Origin of the sequence: Shewanella sp. LC6 (assembly GCF_006385735.2) — a bacterium.
GTDB classification, from domain to species: domain Bacteria; phylum Pseudomonadota; class Gammaproteobacteria; order Enterobacterales; family Shewanellaceae; genus Shewanella; species Shewanella xiamenensis.
Genome location: NZ_CP043902.1, coordinates 1,496,670 through 1,512,201 on the forward strand (window position 1 = coordinate 1,496,670; position 15,532 = coordinate 1,512,201).

11 protein-coding genes and 2 pseudogenes are annotated in these 15,532 nt (G+C 45.0%); 6 read left to right on the top strand and 7 right to left on the bottom strand.

The window, feature by feature from the left end; genetic code table 11:
- Window positions 1-13: 13 nt before the first annotated feature.
- Both cydB and cydX read left to right on the top strand, forming a co-directional pair.
- A complete protein-coding gene (cydB, locus tag FJD32_RS06705; protein ID WP_037420654.1) occupies window positions 14-1,153 on the top strand; it encodes a cytochrome d ubiquinol oxidase subunit II in 1,140 nt (379 codons plus the stop codon).
- 18 nt (window positions 1,154-1,171) lie between these two features.
- The gene (gene cydX, locus FJD32_RS06710; RefSeq protein WP_011622029.1) at window positions 1,172-1,288 is read left to right on the top strand and encodes a cytochrome bd-I oxidase subunit CydX; all 117 of its coding nucleotides are present in this window, start codon (window positions 1,172-1,174) and stop codon (window positions 1,286-1,288) included.
- 546 nt (window positions 1,289-1,834) lie between these two features.
- Here the strand turns inward: cydX and FJD32_RS06715 are convergent.
- A pseudogene (locus tag FJD32_RS06715) lies at window positions 1,835-3,172 on the bottom strand (methyl-accepting chemotaxis protein); the annotation flags it as partial.
- Window positions 3,173-3,271: 99 nt separating this feature from the next.
- Between FJD32_RS06715 and FJD32_RS06720 the strand changes: the two are divergent.
- On the top strand, window positions 3,272-4,303 hold the full coding sequence (locus FJD32_RS06720) for an IS630 family transposase (RefSeq protein ID WP_205403031.1): 1,032 nt from the start codon (window positions 3,272-3,274) through the stop codon (window positions 4,301-4,303).
- Between the two features lie 20 nt (window positions 4,304-4,323).
- Here the strand turns inward: FJD32_RS06720 and FJD32_RS06725 are convergent.
- Window positions 4,324-4,992, bottom strand: a pseudogene (locus FJD32_RS06725) (Cache 3/Cache 2 fusion domain-containing protein); the annotation flags it as partial.
- Window positions 4,993-5,261: 269 nt separating this feature from the next.
- Here FJD32_RS06725 and FJD32_RS06730 point away from each other — a divergent pair.
- The gene (locus FJD32_RS06730; RefSeq protein ID WP_047534029.1) at window positions 5,262-5,507 is read left to right on the top strand and encodes a DUF465 domain-containing protein; all 246 of its coding nucleotides are present in this window, start codon (window positions 5,262-5,264) and stop codon (window positions 5,505-5,507) included.
- On the opposite strand, the gene FJD32_RS06735 is transcribed toward FJD32_RS06730, so the two are convergent.
- A complete protein-coding gene (locus FJD32_RS06735) occupies window positions 5,492-8,572 on the bottom strand; it encodes an efflux RND transporter permease subunit (protein WP_140907343.1) in 3,081 nt (1,026 codons plus the stop codon). The two genes, FJD32_RS06730 and FJD32_RS06735, sit on opposite strands and share 16 nt — an antisense overlap.
- Before the next feature lie 2 nt (window positions 8,573-8,574).
- Window positions 8,575-9,690 carry an efflux RND transporter periplasmic adaptor subunit gene (locus FJD32_RS06740; protein ID WP_099456790.1) on the bottom strand — a complete coding sequence of 372 codons (1,116 nt, stop codon included), beginning with the start codon at window positions 9,688-9,690 and terminating at the stop codon, window positions 8,575-8,577.
- A gap of 137 nt (window positions 9,691-9,827) precedes the next feature.
- On the opposite strand from FJD32_RS06740, the gene FJD32_RS06745 reads away from it, so the two are divergent.
- The gene (locus FJD32_RS06745) at window positions 9,828-10,448 is read left to right on the top strand and encodes a TetR/AcrR family transcriptional regulator (protein ID WP_140907344.1); all 621 of its coding nucleotides are present in this window, start codon (window positions 9,828-9,830) and stop codon (window positions 10,446-10,448) included.
- Window positions 10,449-10,612: 164 nt separating this feature from the next.
- Window positions 10,613-11,503 carry a DUF6268 family outer membrane beta-barrel protein gene (locus tag FJD32_RS06750; protein ID WP_055648070.1) on the top strand — a complete coding sequence of 297 codons (891 nt, stop codon included), beginning with the start codon at window positions 10,613-10,615 and terminating at the stop codon, window positions 11,501-11,503.
- On the opposite strand, the gene FJD32_RS06755 is transcribed toward FJD32_RS06750, so the two are convergent.
- The 3 genes from FJD32_RS06755 to FJD32_RS06765 all read right to left on the bottom strand — a co-directional run bounded on the left by FJD32_RS06755 (window position 11,504) and on the right by FJD32_RS06765 (window position 15,364).
- Entirely contained in the window at window positions 11,504-12,064 is a 561-nt protein-coding gene (locus FJD32_RS06755) for a chalcone isomerase family protein (RefSeq protein WP_099456787.1), read from the bottom strand.
- 244 nt (window positions 12,065-12,308) lie between these two features.
- Window positions 12,309-12,788 carry a DUF2947 domain-containing protein gene (locus FJD32_RS06760; protein ID WP_140907345.1) on the bottom strand — a complete coding sequence of 160 codons (480 nt, stop codon included), beginning with the start codon at window positions 12,786-12,788 and terminating at the stop codon, window positions 12,309-12,311.
- A 104-nt stretch (window positions 12,789-12,892) separates the two neighbouring features.
- A complete protein-coding gene (locus FJD32_RS06765; protein WP_140907346.1) occupies window positions 12,893-15,364 on the bottom strand; it encodes a 6-hydroxymethylpterin diphosphokinase MptE-like protein in 2,472 nt (823 codons plus the stop codon).
- Between the last annotated feature and the right edge of the window lie 168 nt (window positions 15,365-15,532).

Sequence of the window (15,532 nt, forward strand, 5' to 3'; positions counted from 1 at the left end):
AGAGGATTTCATTATGTTTGATTATGAAATATTGAGAGTTATCTGGTGGGCTCTGATCGGCGTACTGTTCATCGGATTTGCGGTCACTGACGGTTTTGACATGGGCGTGGGTGCACTATTACCGATTATCGGTAAAGACGATACTGAGCGCCGTATTATGGTCAACACTATTGCCCCCCATTGGGATGGTAACCAAGTATGGTTAATCACCGCAGGTGGTGCCTTATTTGCGGCATGGCCTATGGTATATGCAGTATCTTTCTCTGGCTTCTATGTGGCCATGATGTTAGTGCTGTTTGCCTTGTATACCCGTCCAGTTGGATTTGACTATCGCTCTAAGATTGAAAATCCAAAATGGCGTAAATCGTGGGACTGGGCGTTGTTCTGTGGTGGCTTTATTCCACCGCTGATCATCGGTGTGGCCTTCGGTAACTTACTCCAAGGTGTACCATTCAATTTCGATGAGTTCCTGCGTGCGACTTATCACGGTGGTTTATTTGGCCTGTTGAACCCATTCGGTTTACTGGCGGGCTTAGTGAGCGTGAGCATGTTTATGATGCAAGGCGCTGCTTGGCTGCAAATGAAGACCGACGGTGAGCTGCGTGTACGTGCCGCGAATGCGACTCAGCTATGTGCACTGTTAGTGGCAGTATTATTTGCCGCTGCGGGTGTGTGGTTAGCCAATGGTATTGATGGTTATGTTATCACTTCAACCCTTGACCACCATGCATTGTCAAACCCAACGCTGAAAACCGTAGCCGTTGAGTCTGGTGCTTGGTTAGCTAACTACGATAAGTATCCTATTACTATGCTGTTCCCAGTATTAGGTGTGGCATTACCACTGTTAGTGATTGTGGTGAGTCGCTTAAATCGTTCAGGTTTCGCATTCTTATTTAGCTCGCTGACTGTGGCGATGGTGATCTTAACTTGTGGTGCAGCAATGTTCCCATTCGTTATGCCATCTTCATTAGATCCTAACGTGAGCTTAACCATGTGGGATGCGACTGCGAGTGAAATGACATTAACTGTGATGACTTGGGCGGCGATTATCTTCGTTCCAATCGTGTTAAGTTACACTGTATGGACTTACTTCAAGATGTTTGGTCGTTTAAACCGCAAACATATTGAAGATAACAAAGCCTCACTCTATTAGAATTAAGGAGCATCTACTATGTGGTATTTCACGTGGATATTAGGGGTTTTGTTAGCCTGTTCTTTTGGTGTGATCAACGCCCTGTGGCTTGAAAACACTGAGAATATGGACCGCTCAAGCGATGACGCTGAGTAATCGCTAAACTCCAACAGCGTAAATCATCTAAAACCCTGCATCTGCAGGGTTTTTTATTGGAATAAAAAATACCAGTACGCTAATCCTAAACACGCTGCTTATTCGCATGCATAGACAATAAGCCTGTTTAAGGAGGAAAGATTATGACTGAAATTATCGATAGCAAGGGATAAGTCTGTGCCGTTGAAAATGGTTAAATCAATCGTAATAACATGAGAGGCAAAGTTTCCATTGCGTGCTGATGTGTTAGGTGATCAGCGGTTGGAGGGATGCAAGGTAATGTCGGATTTTGATGTTACCTAAACGAACGAGAATGCCGCAGAAACGCTAGTCAAACATTGTCCAAACAGGCGTCTGGCTCGTTCGCTATTTGTCACTTGCTGTGTGAGGAGAGTAACGGCACATTGCTGCGCGTTTTACGAGGTCGAAATGGCTAGAGCGAACAACATCTTGCCTCAATACATCAACTAAGCTTTGATAAAGTGATAAAAAATACCGCCCTGTTGGGCGGCATGAAAGCGTGGGGCTTAATTTTAGCTGTATTGGTTAAGCCTTAAACTGGCTAATTTGCTGCTTAAGCGCGACGGCGAGGGAAGATAACTCATTTGCTGAGTTTACTGTTTCAGCCGCTCTATGCTCTCCTTCATTGGCAAGCTCACTAATTTGATGCAGATTATGGGTGATCTCTTGGGCAACACTGCTTTGTTGCTCAGTCGCAGAAGCAATATTGCGCGAGCTAATCGCAAGTTCTCCAATCCTGCGGGTAATTTCCTCAAGTTGTTTGCCTGTTTCTTCCCCTTGATTTGCCGATGCAATACCCAGTTGATGGCTTTGCGACATTTGGTTTGTTGTCGTTTTAACTTGGCTTTGAAGCTTATCGATTGTTTGACCAATTTCCAAAATCGATGATTGCGTCCGTTGAGCTAAAGTTCGAACTTCATCTGCGACCACGGCAAAACCACGCCCTTGTTCACCAGCTCTTGCCGCTTCAATGGCTGCGTTGAGAGCAAGTAGGTTGGTTTGCTCGGCAATACTGTTAATCACTTCTGTAACTTTGCTGATCGCTTCACTTTCTTGGCTAACTTTCTCTACGGCTTGGTGACTTTGACTAAGTTGTTGGCTTAATTTAAGTAGGTCTTGTACTAAGCGTACTTGTTGCTGTTGACCTTCTTTCGCGGCGATATCGACCTGTTGGCTTTGAGTTGCACCCTCTTGAGCGTGATTTGCTACATCGCGGATTGAAGTGGACATTTCCTCAATTGCTGTAGCAATTTGATCCGTTTGTTGCATCAACGCTTGAGCTTCTTCGCCATTTTGTTTGGCAATACGCTGCGCTTTTGATGCCTGCTGTTCAATACTCTGCACCGACGCTTGCAAGGCACTGATTAATTGACGCAGTTCCGATGACATAGTGGAAACACTTGTGGTGATCTTATCGACTTCGTTTTGACTATCTAAAGCTGATGCGGGGAGGTGGTGACTAAAGTCTCCTGAACCTAAGATTTCCATATGGTGTTGGAGTGTGTGCAAAGGCTTGAGTGAGCGCAGTAGCACTAAGGACAGTAGTACGGTAATTAACACTATGCCTGAGACGGCCACAATGGCATTAATCGTCAATAAGAGAAGGCTTTCTTCATTTAATTCATTTGCGTTAACTTGACCAATCAGCATCCAGTTCCAACCGCTAACACTTTGACTGTAAGCAAACATCGGTTGGTTTTTGCTGTTGCTATAACGCCATTCAGCTTGATCTTGGGTGGCTTGGCTGAGGGTTAAGCCATCAAGCATAGACTCTGTCACAGGTTCGCCAGTATTAAATTTGGGATGAGCGACGAGAACGTTGTCTATCTTACGCATTAAGAGGAAATGGCCAGTTTCTTCTAAATAGCTGTTCCAAATAGTAGATCAAAGGAAGGGAACTCAGTCCTGTTTGAGCGATCTGATCTATCGCCAAACAAACCCACCACTCGCCGAGGACTGAGAATGGCGATCTTACCACCACTTTGTCGCGCAGAGCGCAAACAACTGCAGAAATTGATCCATAAAACCAAGGATAAACACTTCGCTCGACGTCTTATCGCTATGCTGATGCTGCATCAAGGGCTGTCGATTACTGACGTTCATCATGCTACTGGTGCAGCACGCTCCAGTATTGGTCGTTGGTTAGGCTGGTATACCGAAAGCGGCGTTGATGGGCTTAAATCTCTGCCGCTGGGACGGCCGGCAAGCTTGCCCATAGACCCCATATTGCTCTGTCTATCTTTGCTTATTCAGCTATGCCCACAGGACTTTGGTTACCAACGTAGCCGCTGGAGCAGTGAACTGCTTGCCATGGTGATTAATGCACAGCTTAAGCTCAACATCGCTGCATCTACCGTCCGCCGATTACTACCCAAAGCAGGAATGGTCTGGCGCCGCTCGGCTCCGACATTGCGTATCAAAGACCCACACAAAGAGGAGAAAATGGCCGCGATAAATCAGGCACTTGAGCAGTGTTGCGTCGAGCATCCGGTTTTCTATGAAGATGAAGTAGACATCGACTTGAACCCAAAAATCGGGGCAGATTGGATGCCAAAAGGACAACAAAAACGCGTTGTCACCCCAGGCAACAACCGTAAGCATTACATAGCTGGAGCCCTGCATGCCAGCACCGGGAAAGTGCTTTATGTAAGCCGCGATAGCAAAGCGTCAGAGCTGTTTATTGCCATGTTGGAGAAGCTTAAGCGTCATTACCGCAAAGCCAAAACCATCACGCTCATCCTGGACAATTACATTATTCATAAGAGCCGTAAGACCGTAGCTTGGCTCAAGCATAATCCCAAATTCAGATTACTATTTCAGCCGGTATACTCGCCGTGGGTCAACAAGATAGAACGCTTATGGCTCGCACTGCATGAAACGGTAACCCGCAATCACGCTTGCAGGAACATACGGGAACTGCTTGGCATGGTATGGCATTTTATGGGAACCGTTTCCCCATTTCCTGGCAGTGGGCATGGCACGGCGAAAATGTAGCAGTATTCGGATCAGCTATTTAGAGTGATTTTATTCACCGCATCTTGTAATTGAGTTAAGGATTGCGTGATTTCAAAACCGATATATAAGATCCCAATCACTTTTCCTTGGAGATCCTTAATGGGTCGATAGACGGTCATGTAGTCTTTACCAAAAAGTTTGGCGTAACCTTCATAAACCTCGCCCTTGATTAAGGTCGGATAACCTGGATGGGTTTTACCTAAAAAGGTACCTAAGGCGCGGCTGCCATCGGGTTTTTTAAGGGAGGTTGCAATACGAACAAAATCATCTCCAGCGAGAGCAAAGACCGTAGCTGTGCCACCTGTGAGGTTAGCAAAACGGTCAACTTTACTCTTTGAAGAGTTGATTTGTTCTTTTTCATGTAACAATGCTGGCGTGTTTACGCCAAGTACATTGACCGTTTTATCCAAGATACTGAATTGACCAGGATACATTTCTTTAAATACATCGGCATTGCGTCTTGCTAGTTGCAACAAGCTATCGTATTGAAGCTCAAGCATATCGGATACAGCGTGCATTTCGGCTTTCATGGCACTAATGCCTTTGTCCTCGAGCACATTTGAAGCGGATTTATAGGAAAGAGTACTGAGTATACAGAAAATAATAAGGGTAAGGGCAAACGCGAGAGCACCGATCTGTTTTGCAATAGGCCAATTTTTATAGTTCATTCTGCGATCCTATAGGGTAAAGGTTAACGCTAATGTAACCTAACTTTTACGTCATGGTCTTGATATGGGTCTAAGATTTTCTATTATTTATAGATAGTTCGCTGACATATTGCCAATTCCTACCACGATAACCTTGCTTTATTTTAGCGGATAGGAATATAGCACTTTGCGATAGGGAATGCGGTCTAGAGTGATAAGTTTTGGGGTAAATGGATACTTCCCATGGCTTATCGCAATCGAACCAATACAAGACGACAAGGAGTGACATTATGTTGGGTGAAAATCATGCGTTAATTTATGAGTTTCCAGATTTTGCTGACCATATTCATCATCTTAAAAAAAACAATGCAATTTTCGCGACCATGGCGCAGCGTTACCATGAGTTAGACCATAAAATTCGCGCTCTAGAGTTAACCAAAGTGCCCACCAATGATGAGCACTTTGTGGCCTTAAAATTAGAACGGCTTCACCTTAAAGATAAGTTGTATCAATATCTGGTTCATGATGCTATTTGAGGCGACAACGGCGATGTATCTAACCTATTGCGGTTTTTCATTAGTAGTAGATACATGGTTGGCACCCAAACGAGTGATAGTAAGGTTGTTAGCAAGGTGCCTCCCGCGATAGCGATGGCAAAGGGCGGCCAAAATCCGCCACCTGCAATAATCAGCGGAATAAATCCCCCCACCGTCGTGATTGTGGTTGAGCTGACATGCCGAACACAGCCGCTGACAATATTGATAATTACAGCTTTATCTCCCGCTCTGCCATTTGGTGTATCTTCCAGCTCAGCCAAAATCACAATCGCCGCGTTGATCGCAAGCCCCATTAGGCCGAGTAGCGCGATGATCACAGGGAAGCCAAAGGGATAACCAAAAACATAGACCGCAAGTAGCCCAAGCCCCGCCGACTGTAATGCGCTCAGTAAAATAATCGCTGTTAGCCTAAAGGAGTTAAAGGACAAGACAACTGTGGCCAGCAATAAGGTAACCACTAAAATGATATTAGACAGTAGATTACCTACCGCTTCATTGCGTTTAGCGCTTTCGCCGCCAATTTCAATCCGATAACCTGCCGGTAGTTTGATTGCGGCCACTTTATCTTTTACATCATTTAAAACTTGGGCAGGTAATACCCCGCTGACGATATAGGCTTCGATCGTGTTGACGCGTTGACCATTACGCCTAGGGATCGCCCCGCGACTGACTTGCACCTCGTTGTGGGACAGTGCAGATAACGGAACGGCAGTGCCCGAAGGGGTCATGAGCTGGATTTCCGCAATACGGCTCGCCTGCTCGCGGCTACTCTCACCTAGACGCACGCGTATAGGAAGTGACTCGGTTTGTTCTAACACGCTGCCGCCAATCACTCCAGTTGTAGACATTTGGACTTGTCTAGCAATATCCGTAAGGCTTAATCCGCTGATTAAGCTCGCATCTTCATTCACTTGTAACCACACCTTAGGAGCGCCGGCGCTCAACGTCGCGCGGGTATGAAGCACATCGGGCGTGGCGGCTAAGATATTGCGCACTTCATCGCCGAGTGAGCGTAAGGTTTCCAGATTAGGGCCAAAAATCATCAACTCGACCGGGGCATTAAAGGGCGGGCCTTGCTCCAGTTTACGCACCAGCACCTGCGCTTCTGGAAAGTCTTTATCCAAGCTTTGCTGCAACTCTGGGATAAGGGCGTTGGCGCGCTCAAAGTCGCTGGCTTTCACCATAGCTTGGGCATAGTTAGTGGCCCCCTGTTGGCGCTGAGTTAAGTTGTAATAAAACGAAGGGGTATTGCCACCCACAACCCAATCGACTTGGCTGATACCCTCGATTTGATGCAACTGCTTATCCATCAATAGCACTTGGTTTAAGGTGTTTTCGAGGCTGACATGGGGGGCGAGATACAGCTCAATTTGGAACATATCCCGATCCGATGGCGGGAAAAACTGCTCAGTCATCTTGCCTGAAGCGTAAAAACCTAACAGCGGTATTATCCCGATAAGCGTAGCGCTCAGTAGTGGGCGATTGAGCGCAAATCTTAGGCTTGCTTGAAAGTAACCGCTTACTAAAGGCACATTGATACCATGCTGATACCAGACAGGATGTTTACCTTCGAGGCTAAAGCGTCCCGCAAGACCAGCGATCAAAGTATGGGATATTACATAGGAGCCAAAGAGTGCAAACATTACCGATATAGCGATGCCACTCACAAATTCTCCGGCTGCGCCTGGCATTAATACGATCGGCGCAAAGGCTAGAATAGTGGTAATCGTTGAGCCCGCCAAAGGCAACCACAGGTGATGTAAGGTCTCAGTCACAGCGTTTAAGCGACTCATACCCTGTTGGCGGCGCTGGGAAATGGCATCAACAATTACAATGGCATTGTCCACCATGATCCCAAGGGCGACGACTAGACCTGTGACCGACATTTGATGAATGGGTAGGCCGATATACTTCATGCAGGCTAAGGTAAACAGGGCGGTTAAGGGAAGTGATAGGGCAACGATAATCGCGTTTCTTAAGCCCAAGGTCAGCAGTAAGACTGTGAGAATAATCACAAACCCTTGTATTAGGTTGATAACGAGTCCGCCAAGCCGGTCACTGGTGTAACTGTTTTGCTCAAATAACCATTGCACTTTGATATTTGCGGGAAGCTCGTTGTTGAGCTCATCGACCAGTTGCTTGACTTGTCCTTGCCAGATATCAACACGGGTGTTATTCAACATGCGCGCTGCGACAAACACGCTTTGCTCACCGTCAACGAGAGCGATGCTATCTGCTGGTTTTTTAGCTTGGCGGCTGATAGTCGCAATATCGCCCAGACGAATGATTTGCCCATCGTTATCGACTTTAAGTGGTACTTGGCGAATACGGCTCTGCGAATCGAGCTCACCCGAGACTTCGACAAGGGCGCGAAAGTGATTGTTATTGATCTCACCAGCGGCAATTTTACTGTCGGCGCTGCTTAAGATTTTCGCTATGGTACCCGGCGTTAATTGCAACTGGCTCATCTTATAGCCATCGAGCTGGACTATGATTTCTTCCTCGGGTGCGCCGTAGAGTTTAACGAAATCGGTGCCGGATAAGAGTCTGAGCCTGCTTTGTAATTCCTTGGCATAGCGGTTGAGCATATCCACCCGTGGTTGACTGTTATCGTTCCACACTAGGCTTAAAATCGCGGTGTAGGCGTAGCCGACTTGATCGTCTAAGGTCGGTGTCTGTATGTCATCGGGGAGGGTGTTTCTGGCATCGGCCAGCAGATCTCTTGCCCTTGACCACACAGGCGCAGTATCTGTCACTGTGTCTTTGAGCTCTAACTGGATCACCGAGATACCGGGTCTTGAGGTGGATTGAATCAGCTTTATTTCCTCAAGGTGACGTAATTGATTTTCTAATACTTCGGTGACAAGTGCCTCGACCCGCTCGGCGGATGCGCCGGGATAAGGAGTGATGACAGAGGCAAAGCGGTTGGTGATATGTGGATCTTCGGTGCGCGGTAAACTGGACATCGCGCCAAATCCCGCGACCAGCAGTAGGGCGATCACTAGGCTGACTAAGCGACCATTTTCGACGAAGGCTTTAATCATGATTACCTCGTCGTTGCGATTGTTGTGGAAACGGCTTGGCCAACGACTAATTTATGCAAACCTTGAGTCACATATTGTTCGTCGGCTTTAATCGCGCCTTGGATATAAGCCATATCCTGCGTGGTGTAGAGGATATCGACATCGCGACGTTCTATTTGAGTTGAAGCGTTATCAGCTGTTTGTTGCGCCGTAACATAGATATTCCAGCGTCCTCGAATACCGTCAATCAGTGCTGAAATTGGCACCCAGTAGCCTGCTTGTTCAACGGTTTGTTGTTGATGTAAATAGGCTATTTCTCCATTTATCACCTTGGCCTGTGCTGGTAGGCTAATCCGCAGTTGTACCGTGCGGCTAATGGGGTTGACCTCGGCACTGATCCCAGCGACTTTAGCCATAAATAGTTGATTCTGGACACTAACCTTTACTTCTTGTCCGGTAGTGAATTGGTTAGCAATGGCAACCGGGACACCGATATAGGCCTCGGTATTGATGCTACCAACTAAGGTAAAGACGGGGTTACCCGCGGCAACGACTTCCCCTAAATTATGTTGGCGCAGACTGATGATGCCATCAAAGGGGGCGAGTAAGTGTGATTTGTCGAGTTTGAGTTGATTGGCATGCTGCGAGGCCAGCAGGCGTTGTTTAGCCGCCTCTAGGCTGGTGAGTTGGGTTCGAGTTTCATCGAGCAATTGTTCAGAGACATAACCGGACTTCTTCAGTTCTAGATTCCGTTTGAGAGTGCTGGTGGCAAGGTCAACATCGGCTTGGGTTTGCGCTAAGCTTGCTTGGATTTCTTGGCGCTCGGCTTCAAGCAAGCGGGTATCCAGTTTGGCCAATACTTGCCCCTGAGTCACCTTAGCGCCGCTATCGACAGTTAACTCACTGAGCTTACCCGATAATTCAAATCCGACGCCCGTGGTATTGCCCGCACGGATTGTGCCAGTGAATACTTGCTCACTCTGATAGCTAGTCGACAAGCGCAGCGGCGCCGTCGTCACGGTTTGTAATTGCGCAGTATTGGCATGCTCTGTCACTTCCTTTTGACAGGCCGTTAAGGTGGTGACGGCAATCACGCAAACGCAAAATACACGCCAAAAACATCGGGCCGCTTGATCCATTTGAATCCTTCCGTTGTAAGCTTAAGGTTAATTTTATGTAACTAGACTTGCTAGTCTAGTTGTGCAGAACTGGACTGTCTAGTCTATTTTATGCTTAACTAATACGAATTAATTATGTTGCTACCTTGAGTGAAGATATGACTCAGTCCACCGAGATCCCGATGAGCCGCAGTGAACAAAAGAAACAGCAAGTGCTAGTGGCGGCCATTGACTTGTTTTGCCGCCAGGGATTTCCCCATACCAGTATGGATGAAGTCGCTAAATTGGCGGGTGTTTCTAAGCAAACCGTTTATTCTCACTATGGCAGTAAAGATGACCTGTTTGTGGCAGCGATTGAGTCAAAATGCGTGGGTCACAATTTACATGACGACTTGCTGAGTGATCCAAGCCAACCCGAAGCTACTATCACCGAATTTGCGTTGCAATTTGGTGAAATGATTGTCAGCCCTGAGGCTATTACCGTCTTTAAAGCCTGTGTGGCGCAATCGGAAAGCCACCCTGAAGTCTCACGCTTATTTTTTGAGGCGGGCCCACAGCATATGCTTACGATGCTGACAAAATATTTAGTGGCGGTTGAGGCGCTTGGATTGTATCGATTTCCACAACCGCATCACTGTGCGGTTCGTTTATGTTTAATGCTGTTTGGTGAATTGAAGCTCAGGTTAGAGTTGGGGCTAGAAACCGAGAGTTTATTGGGGGAACGTGAGCAGTATATTCGGGGTTGTGCCGAGATGTTCCTAAAAGCCTACCGAGTGTAACAACATTAAGCGGTTGGTATCAGTTTGTATCTTCTTCGAAAAGAGTTTACTTTTGTTTGAAATCGAGCGTATTATCCGCAACAAATGACTTAACAGTAACGCAAGGAGCAGGCGTGACTAAATCACTTGATTCTCGAGTTAGCATAAAACATAGCCTAGTTTGCATGGGAGTGAGTTTAATACCGCTTTTAAGCTTTTGTGCATCAGCGGCAGAAGCACCTAAGCAATATAAACCCTTTAAGTTGAGCGTATCGCAGATTAGTACCCAGAGAGCCTCGGTTGCCAATGGCGATACCGAGTTGCAGCGGGACAGTTTATTACTCAACGCCAGCGTCAATATTCCCCTAGATAAACAGTGGTCTATTGGAATGCGTGTCGGTTACGATAGGCTTGATTACGATTGGCGCAATATCCGTTTAACGGGGGCGAATAACGCCGCTGGCCTGTTTAGTGATGCGGGTGAAACCTGGGAAAATATCGACCGTTATCGCGCGGGCCTATCCCTTAGCTATCGGATGGATAAGCATTGGTCCTTTATGTTGTCGCCACAACTTCAATATGCCTATGCCGATACCGCATCGGCGAGCCATGCGCAGAGTTATGGTGTGGTTGCGTCGGCCATGTATGCCTTCGAGTCGGGCAATATGCTCGGTTTTGGCGTTGCGTATTTAAACGATATTGATGAAGTACGCACTATGCCTTATCTGGCGGTGAGTTGGCAGATTAATGATCGTTGGCGGTTAGCGAACCCATCCCAAGCGGGATTTAGTGGCCCTGCGGGTTTGGAGCTGAGTTATCAAATGAGCCCGGCATGGAATGTTGGCTTTGGTCATTCACGTCGCACCGAGCGATTTTTAGTCGCCGATAAAGATACCGTAGTAGAGACTAACGAGTGGGTGAGTTATTTGCGTGCTGGTTGGCAAGCTACGCCGGCCATTGCGCTGAATCTTTACGCGGGTTACTACTTCAATGGCGAATTAGAAGTCACCGATCAAACGGCGCTCGACATTGATAACCAAGGCGCTGCCGCCTTGGATCTCGAGTTCCGATTTTAATTACTGGCCCAGCATGGCCTCTTTGAGGCTCTTCTGGGCAGGTTTTTCCCCTAGCCAAATTTTGAGTAAGGCTTGGCGGAACATTTCCCCTTCAATCGTGGCTTGTTCTTGACCGTTTTTATAGGCGGTAACACCACGGCTCTTGTTGGCGATCAAGGTGAATTGGTCGCCTTCTTTGATTTCATCCTTAAATAGCGCCATAAAGGCGTCAATTTGTGGCTGAATGTCGGTCGTATTATCGGCGGTTGCGTGCTCAAAACCTTCGGTTATCGCATCACGCATTTTCTCTGAGGTGATCATTCCTGAGGTGATATTAAGACGAATCGCCGCAACTGGGGCATTGATCACTTCGGCGGTGGTGTTGCTGGGGGTAGGCACGTACAGACTCCCCACATACAAATCCATAAAAAATTTGCTACGTACCCCTGCGCCATTTAATTGCAGTGTCTGAGCATCGAGCGTGATACTGTCGGCGACTTGGACTCCGGAAACCTCTTTAGCGTGAGTCAGTAGTGGGAAAAGTAAAGCAGTGGTAAGCGTCAGAGTTGAGAGTAACTTCATCATACACCTCATATTTTTTAGTTATGGCCGTTGAGCGTATCAATAATCTTGATTACTCAAACGGGGATTTATCTGTAGATTGCGAAGCGATACTAATCGAAACCAAAGAGGAGCGATAGCCTTATCTGTGCAAGCTATCGCTGGTGACTTAGGCAAAACAAGGCGACTTTCCCTTGTCGAGCGCATTAAAAAAGCGATATGTGTGAAGCAATATTCGACCTGTTTAGTTTATTAGCTGACAGGGTCAGCCACGAACGCCTAATTTATATTGGCCGTTCTGTTCAAACATGACTGCTTGTTTTTGTTTTGGAGAGATCAGAATTGGACCATCATCAAAGAACAAAAAGCACTTCCAATTGCGGACAAACACATCCCAACGAGTCTCAATCACTTGATATTTTTCGTAGCAAAAATAGACCTGAGTATCCTCTGGCCACTGAATAAACTCTGCCAACAACTCGGGTAGACAGTTATCTTCACTGTCCCACGCACTCTGCCAATGATCTGTTTTGACCCATGCGTTGGCTTTGGCGGCCCAATCCCCTTTAGTAAACTGTTCGGCGCGGCTACTTTTATTGCTAATCCACTGATTCCACACCAGCATGGCGCTTTTATCCGTTAGCGGCAGAATGACAGTCTTGTCCTCATCGCTCACAGGTAAGTCTTTGTGGTTAAAAATCCACTTACGGCGATAGGTGTCTAAAGGTATGTAGGTATGAGCCAAGCAATATCTCCTAGGAAATGGCAAGATTGAAACAGGCTCATTATAAGATGCTAAGCATGAATAATAAAATCGCCAAGTGGAGATATCACCACTTGGCAACTAGGTTATTGTGCTTCAGTCATGATTCGGGTGAGTTCTGCCACATAATGTTGTGCTACCTGATTGTCAGGATCCGCATTTAAGGCATGTGAAAACGCAGTATGTGCACCCTCAGCTTGATTGAGTTCAACCATAAATAAACCAAGTTTTATCCAAGTCTGCGTATCTGAAGGATATTTTTCTAAGTAGTCTAGATAGACGTTGACTGACTCTTGGATTTTTCCGCGTAGCTTAAGGATATGCGCATACTGTGGCATATACTCGTCGCTATAGGCCAAAATTTTGACAAGGGTTGACTCGGCCAGCTCAAGTTTGCTCAATTTTAGCGCAAGCAGAATAATGTGTTTTAACTCCATTTCTGTATAGAGATCTTCGGGTAATGCTAATAGTGCATCTAAGGCTTGCTGATGTTGTTGCTCTAGGCTGAGCTGAAAGGATAATGCAAGATGATATAGTCGCTTAGCTTCAGGATCCTTTTCTATTAGTGGAGCAAGATTATGCGCAAGTAATGCTAAGCCCTGATGACTTTGAGATTTATTTAACCGTAAAATTTTTGTGTAGACATGCTCCATAGCAGAGCCAGAATGGAGAGTATCAACATAGGCTTGCCTAACTTGAGTTAAGCTAAGCTGGTATAGATTATTTAGTTCCGTCCAAAGTAATTGTTCATCTGCTGAGAATGAATAGGCAGGGTGCATCTTTTTCCATATAAAGCACCTTCCTGGTTGATTATCTCTTTTCCATTGCTCTGCTAATGTATTAAATGGAGTAGTTCCCAGTTCGTTTATTCTATCTTGCAGTTTGTTACAAGCACTTTCTACTAGTTTAAAAACTTGATCACAGCTAGATGAAAATGCCTCATAATACCTTTCCGTCATTTGGTTTATTTGCGGTTGTGTCCAGCTTTCTACTTCTCTAGTTGTTAAAAATTTAGAGAACTCAAAGTAACCATAAAACTTGATTAATTGAGATAGTTTTTTATATTTTTTGTTTATTTTAAACTCGATTTTATCTACTTTATCAAGAGTGTTAGATGTTTTTTTTGCGTCTAAGTTAAGTTTCGATGTGAGTTTTTTTGCATCAGTGATTAAGTGTTGCAACTTGATAAGTTCATTTTTTATATTTTTACATTCAGAATAAACTTCATTAAGATCATTTTCTTTTGTTGTGATCAGGCGACTATCGGATAGTAGTTTGCTTTTTACTAATGGATTAAGTGTTATTTTTTCCGTAGATTGATGAGTAATTCCTTCAATACATGCAGCATGTGATGACAAATTGATTAAATCAACATAAGGGTATGTTTTAGCTTCATTTTCAAGTGATTCCATTGCTTGTTTAAGTTGAATTAAGGTCTCTGCTTGATAACCTGCGTAAGTATTTACCCATAATGTATCGTGCCCTAAACTCGGCCCTAAACTTGCTTCTACTGTACCTCTTGCGTGGCTATATCCAGACTTGGAGTAACAAAAATCCACACCACTTAACAAGACCTGCCTGAACCCCATCTCTATAGCTAAACGAATAGCACTATTGGTGACTGTTGGTCCCACAGTCGGTATATTGTCGAAGTCATTCTCAATATTCCATGGAAAGCGTTGCCCCATATAGAAGCATTCACCTTGCCATTGAGATAATATTTTGGGATTGACGTGATATGAATGTACAAGTAGGGTTTCATCGCTTAACTCAAACATACCTCTACTCACATCAAAGCTAACATCTTGAGGATCTACACAGACAATAATATCAATATTGATACCAAACTTTGCCAGCTTTCCTGCAATCCGCGATACAGCAATTACATATAAATTATCTTGATTTTCCTTTATCCAATGTATAGTGTCATCAAGTGACGGACCACCTGCGATAACTATACAAACCATTCCTTTACACTTATTTCTAAGCTCTTTTGCTTGGGTATGATTGTCGGCAATATTCTCTAGCTGAGTTCTTACAAATATTTTTTGTGTAAAGTTAATGCTGTTGTCAAAATATTCATTCTGCAATCTAGATTCAACAGTATTTAGTAATGTGTTGTAATCATCAAGATGGCAAGAGGATACAGAAGATGAAGCGATTAACCTGTATTCACCTTTTGCTATGAAGAGTTTTATATCATCTTGTTTAAATAGTTCATCTAAACCAGATTCATCTATGATAACGAGTTTGCTTCGTAGCTCACTAGGTATATCTATAAGTAATAAAGGTAAAATAGTAGATAATTCAATAATTACAAATTTACTGCCATCAGGTATACCTTCAGTTAGCTCAAGTATATAGTTAGCCAACAGACCTGAATCCATACCAATGATTATGTTCAACTTATCTTGTTGGCTGAACAGTGTTTTAAATTTCCTATTATAGAAGGTTTTTGAATCGATTACCTCGAATGTATTGCGATTGATACTGGGTAAGTAGTACTCATTAAAGCGACTAATAGCAAAATTTTTAAGAATGTTAGATTGTAATTGCATGAAATTCTTACCCTGATAGCAATTGAAGGTAGTGGTTATAGCTATATAAGACTATGTCATTGCGATTCTTGCAAGCAACTCCTATACCAACGGTTAATTGACACAGTATACGTAACGCGAGGAGGGTATGAAAAGCGAACAAATGTTATCTTAATCCCAATAGAACTA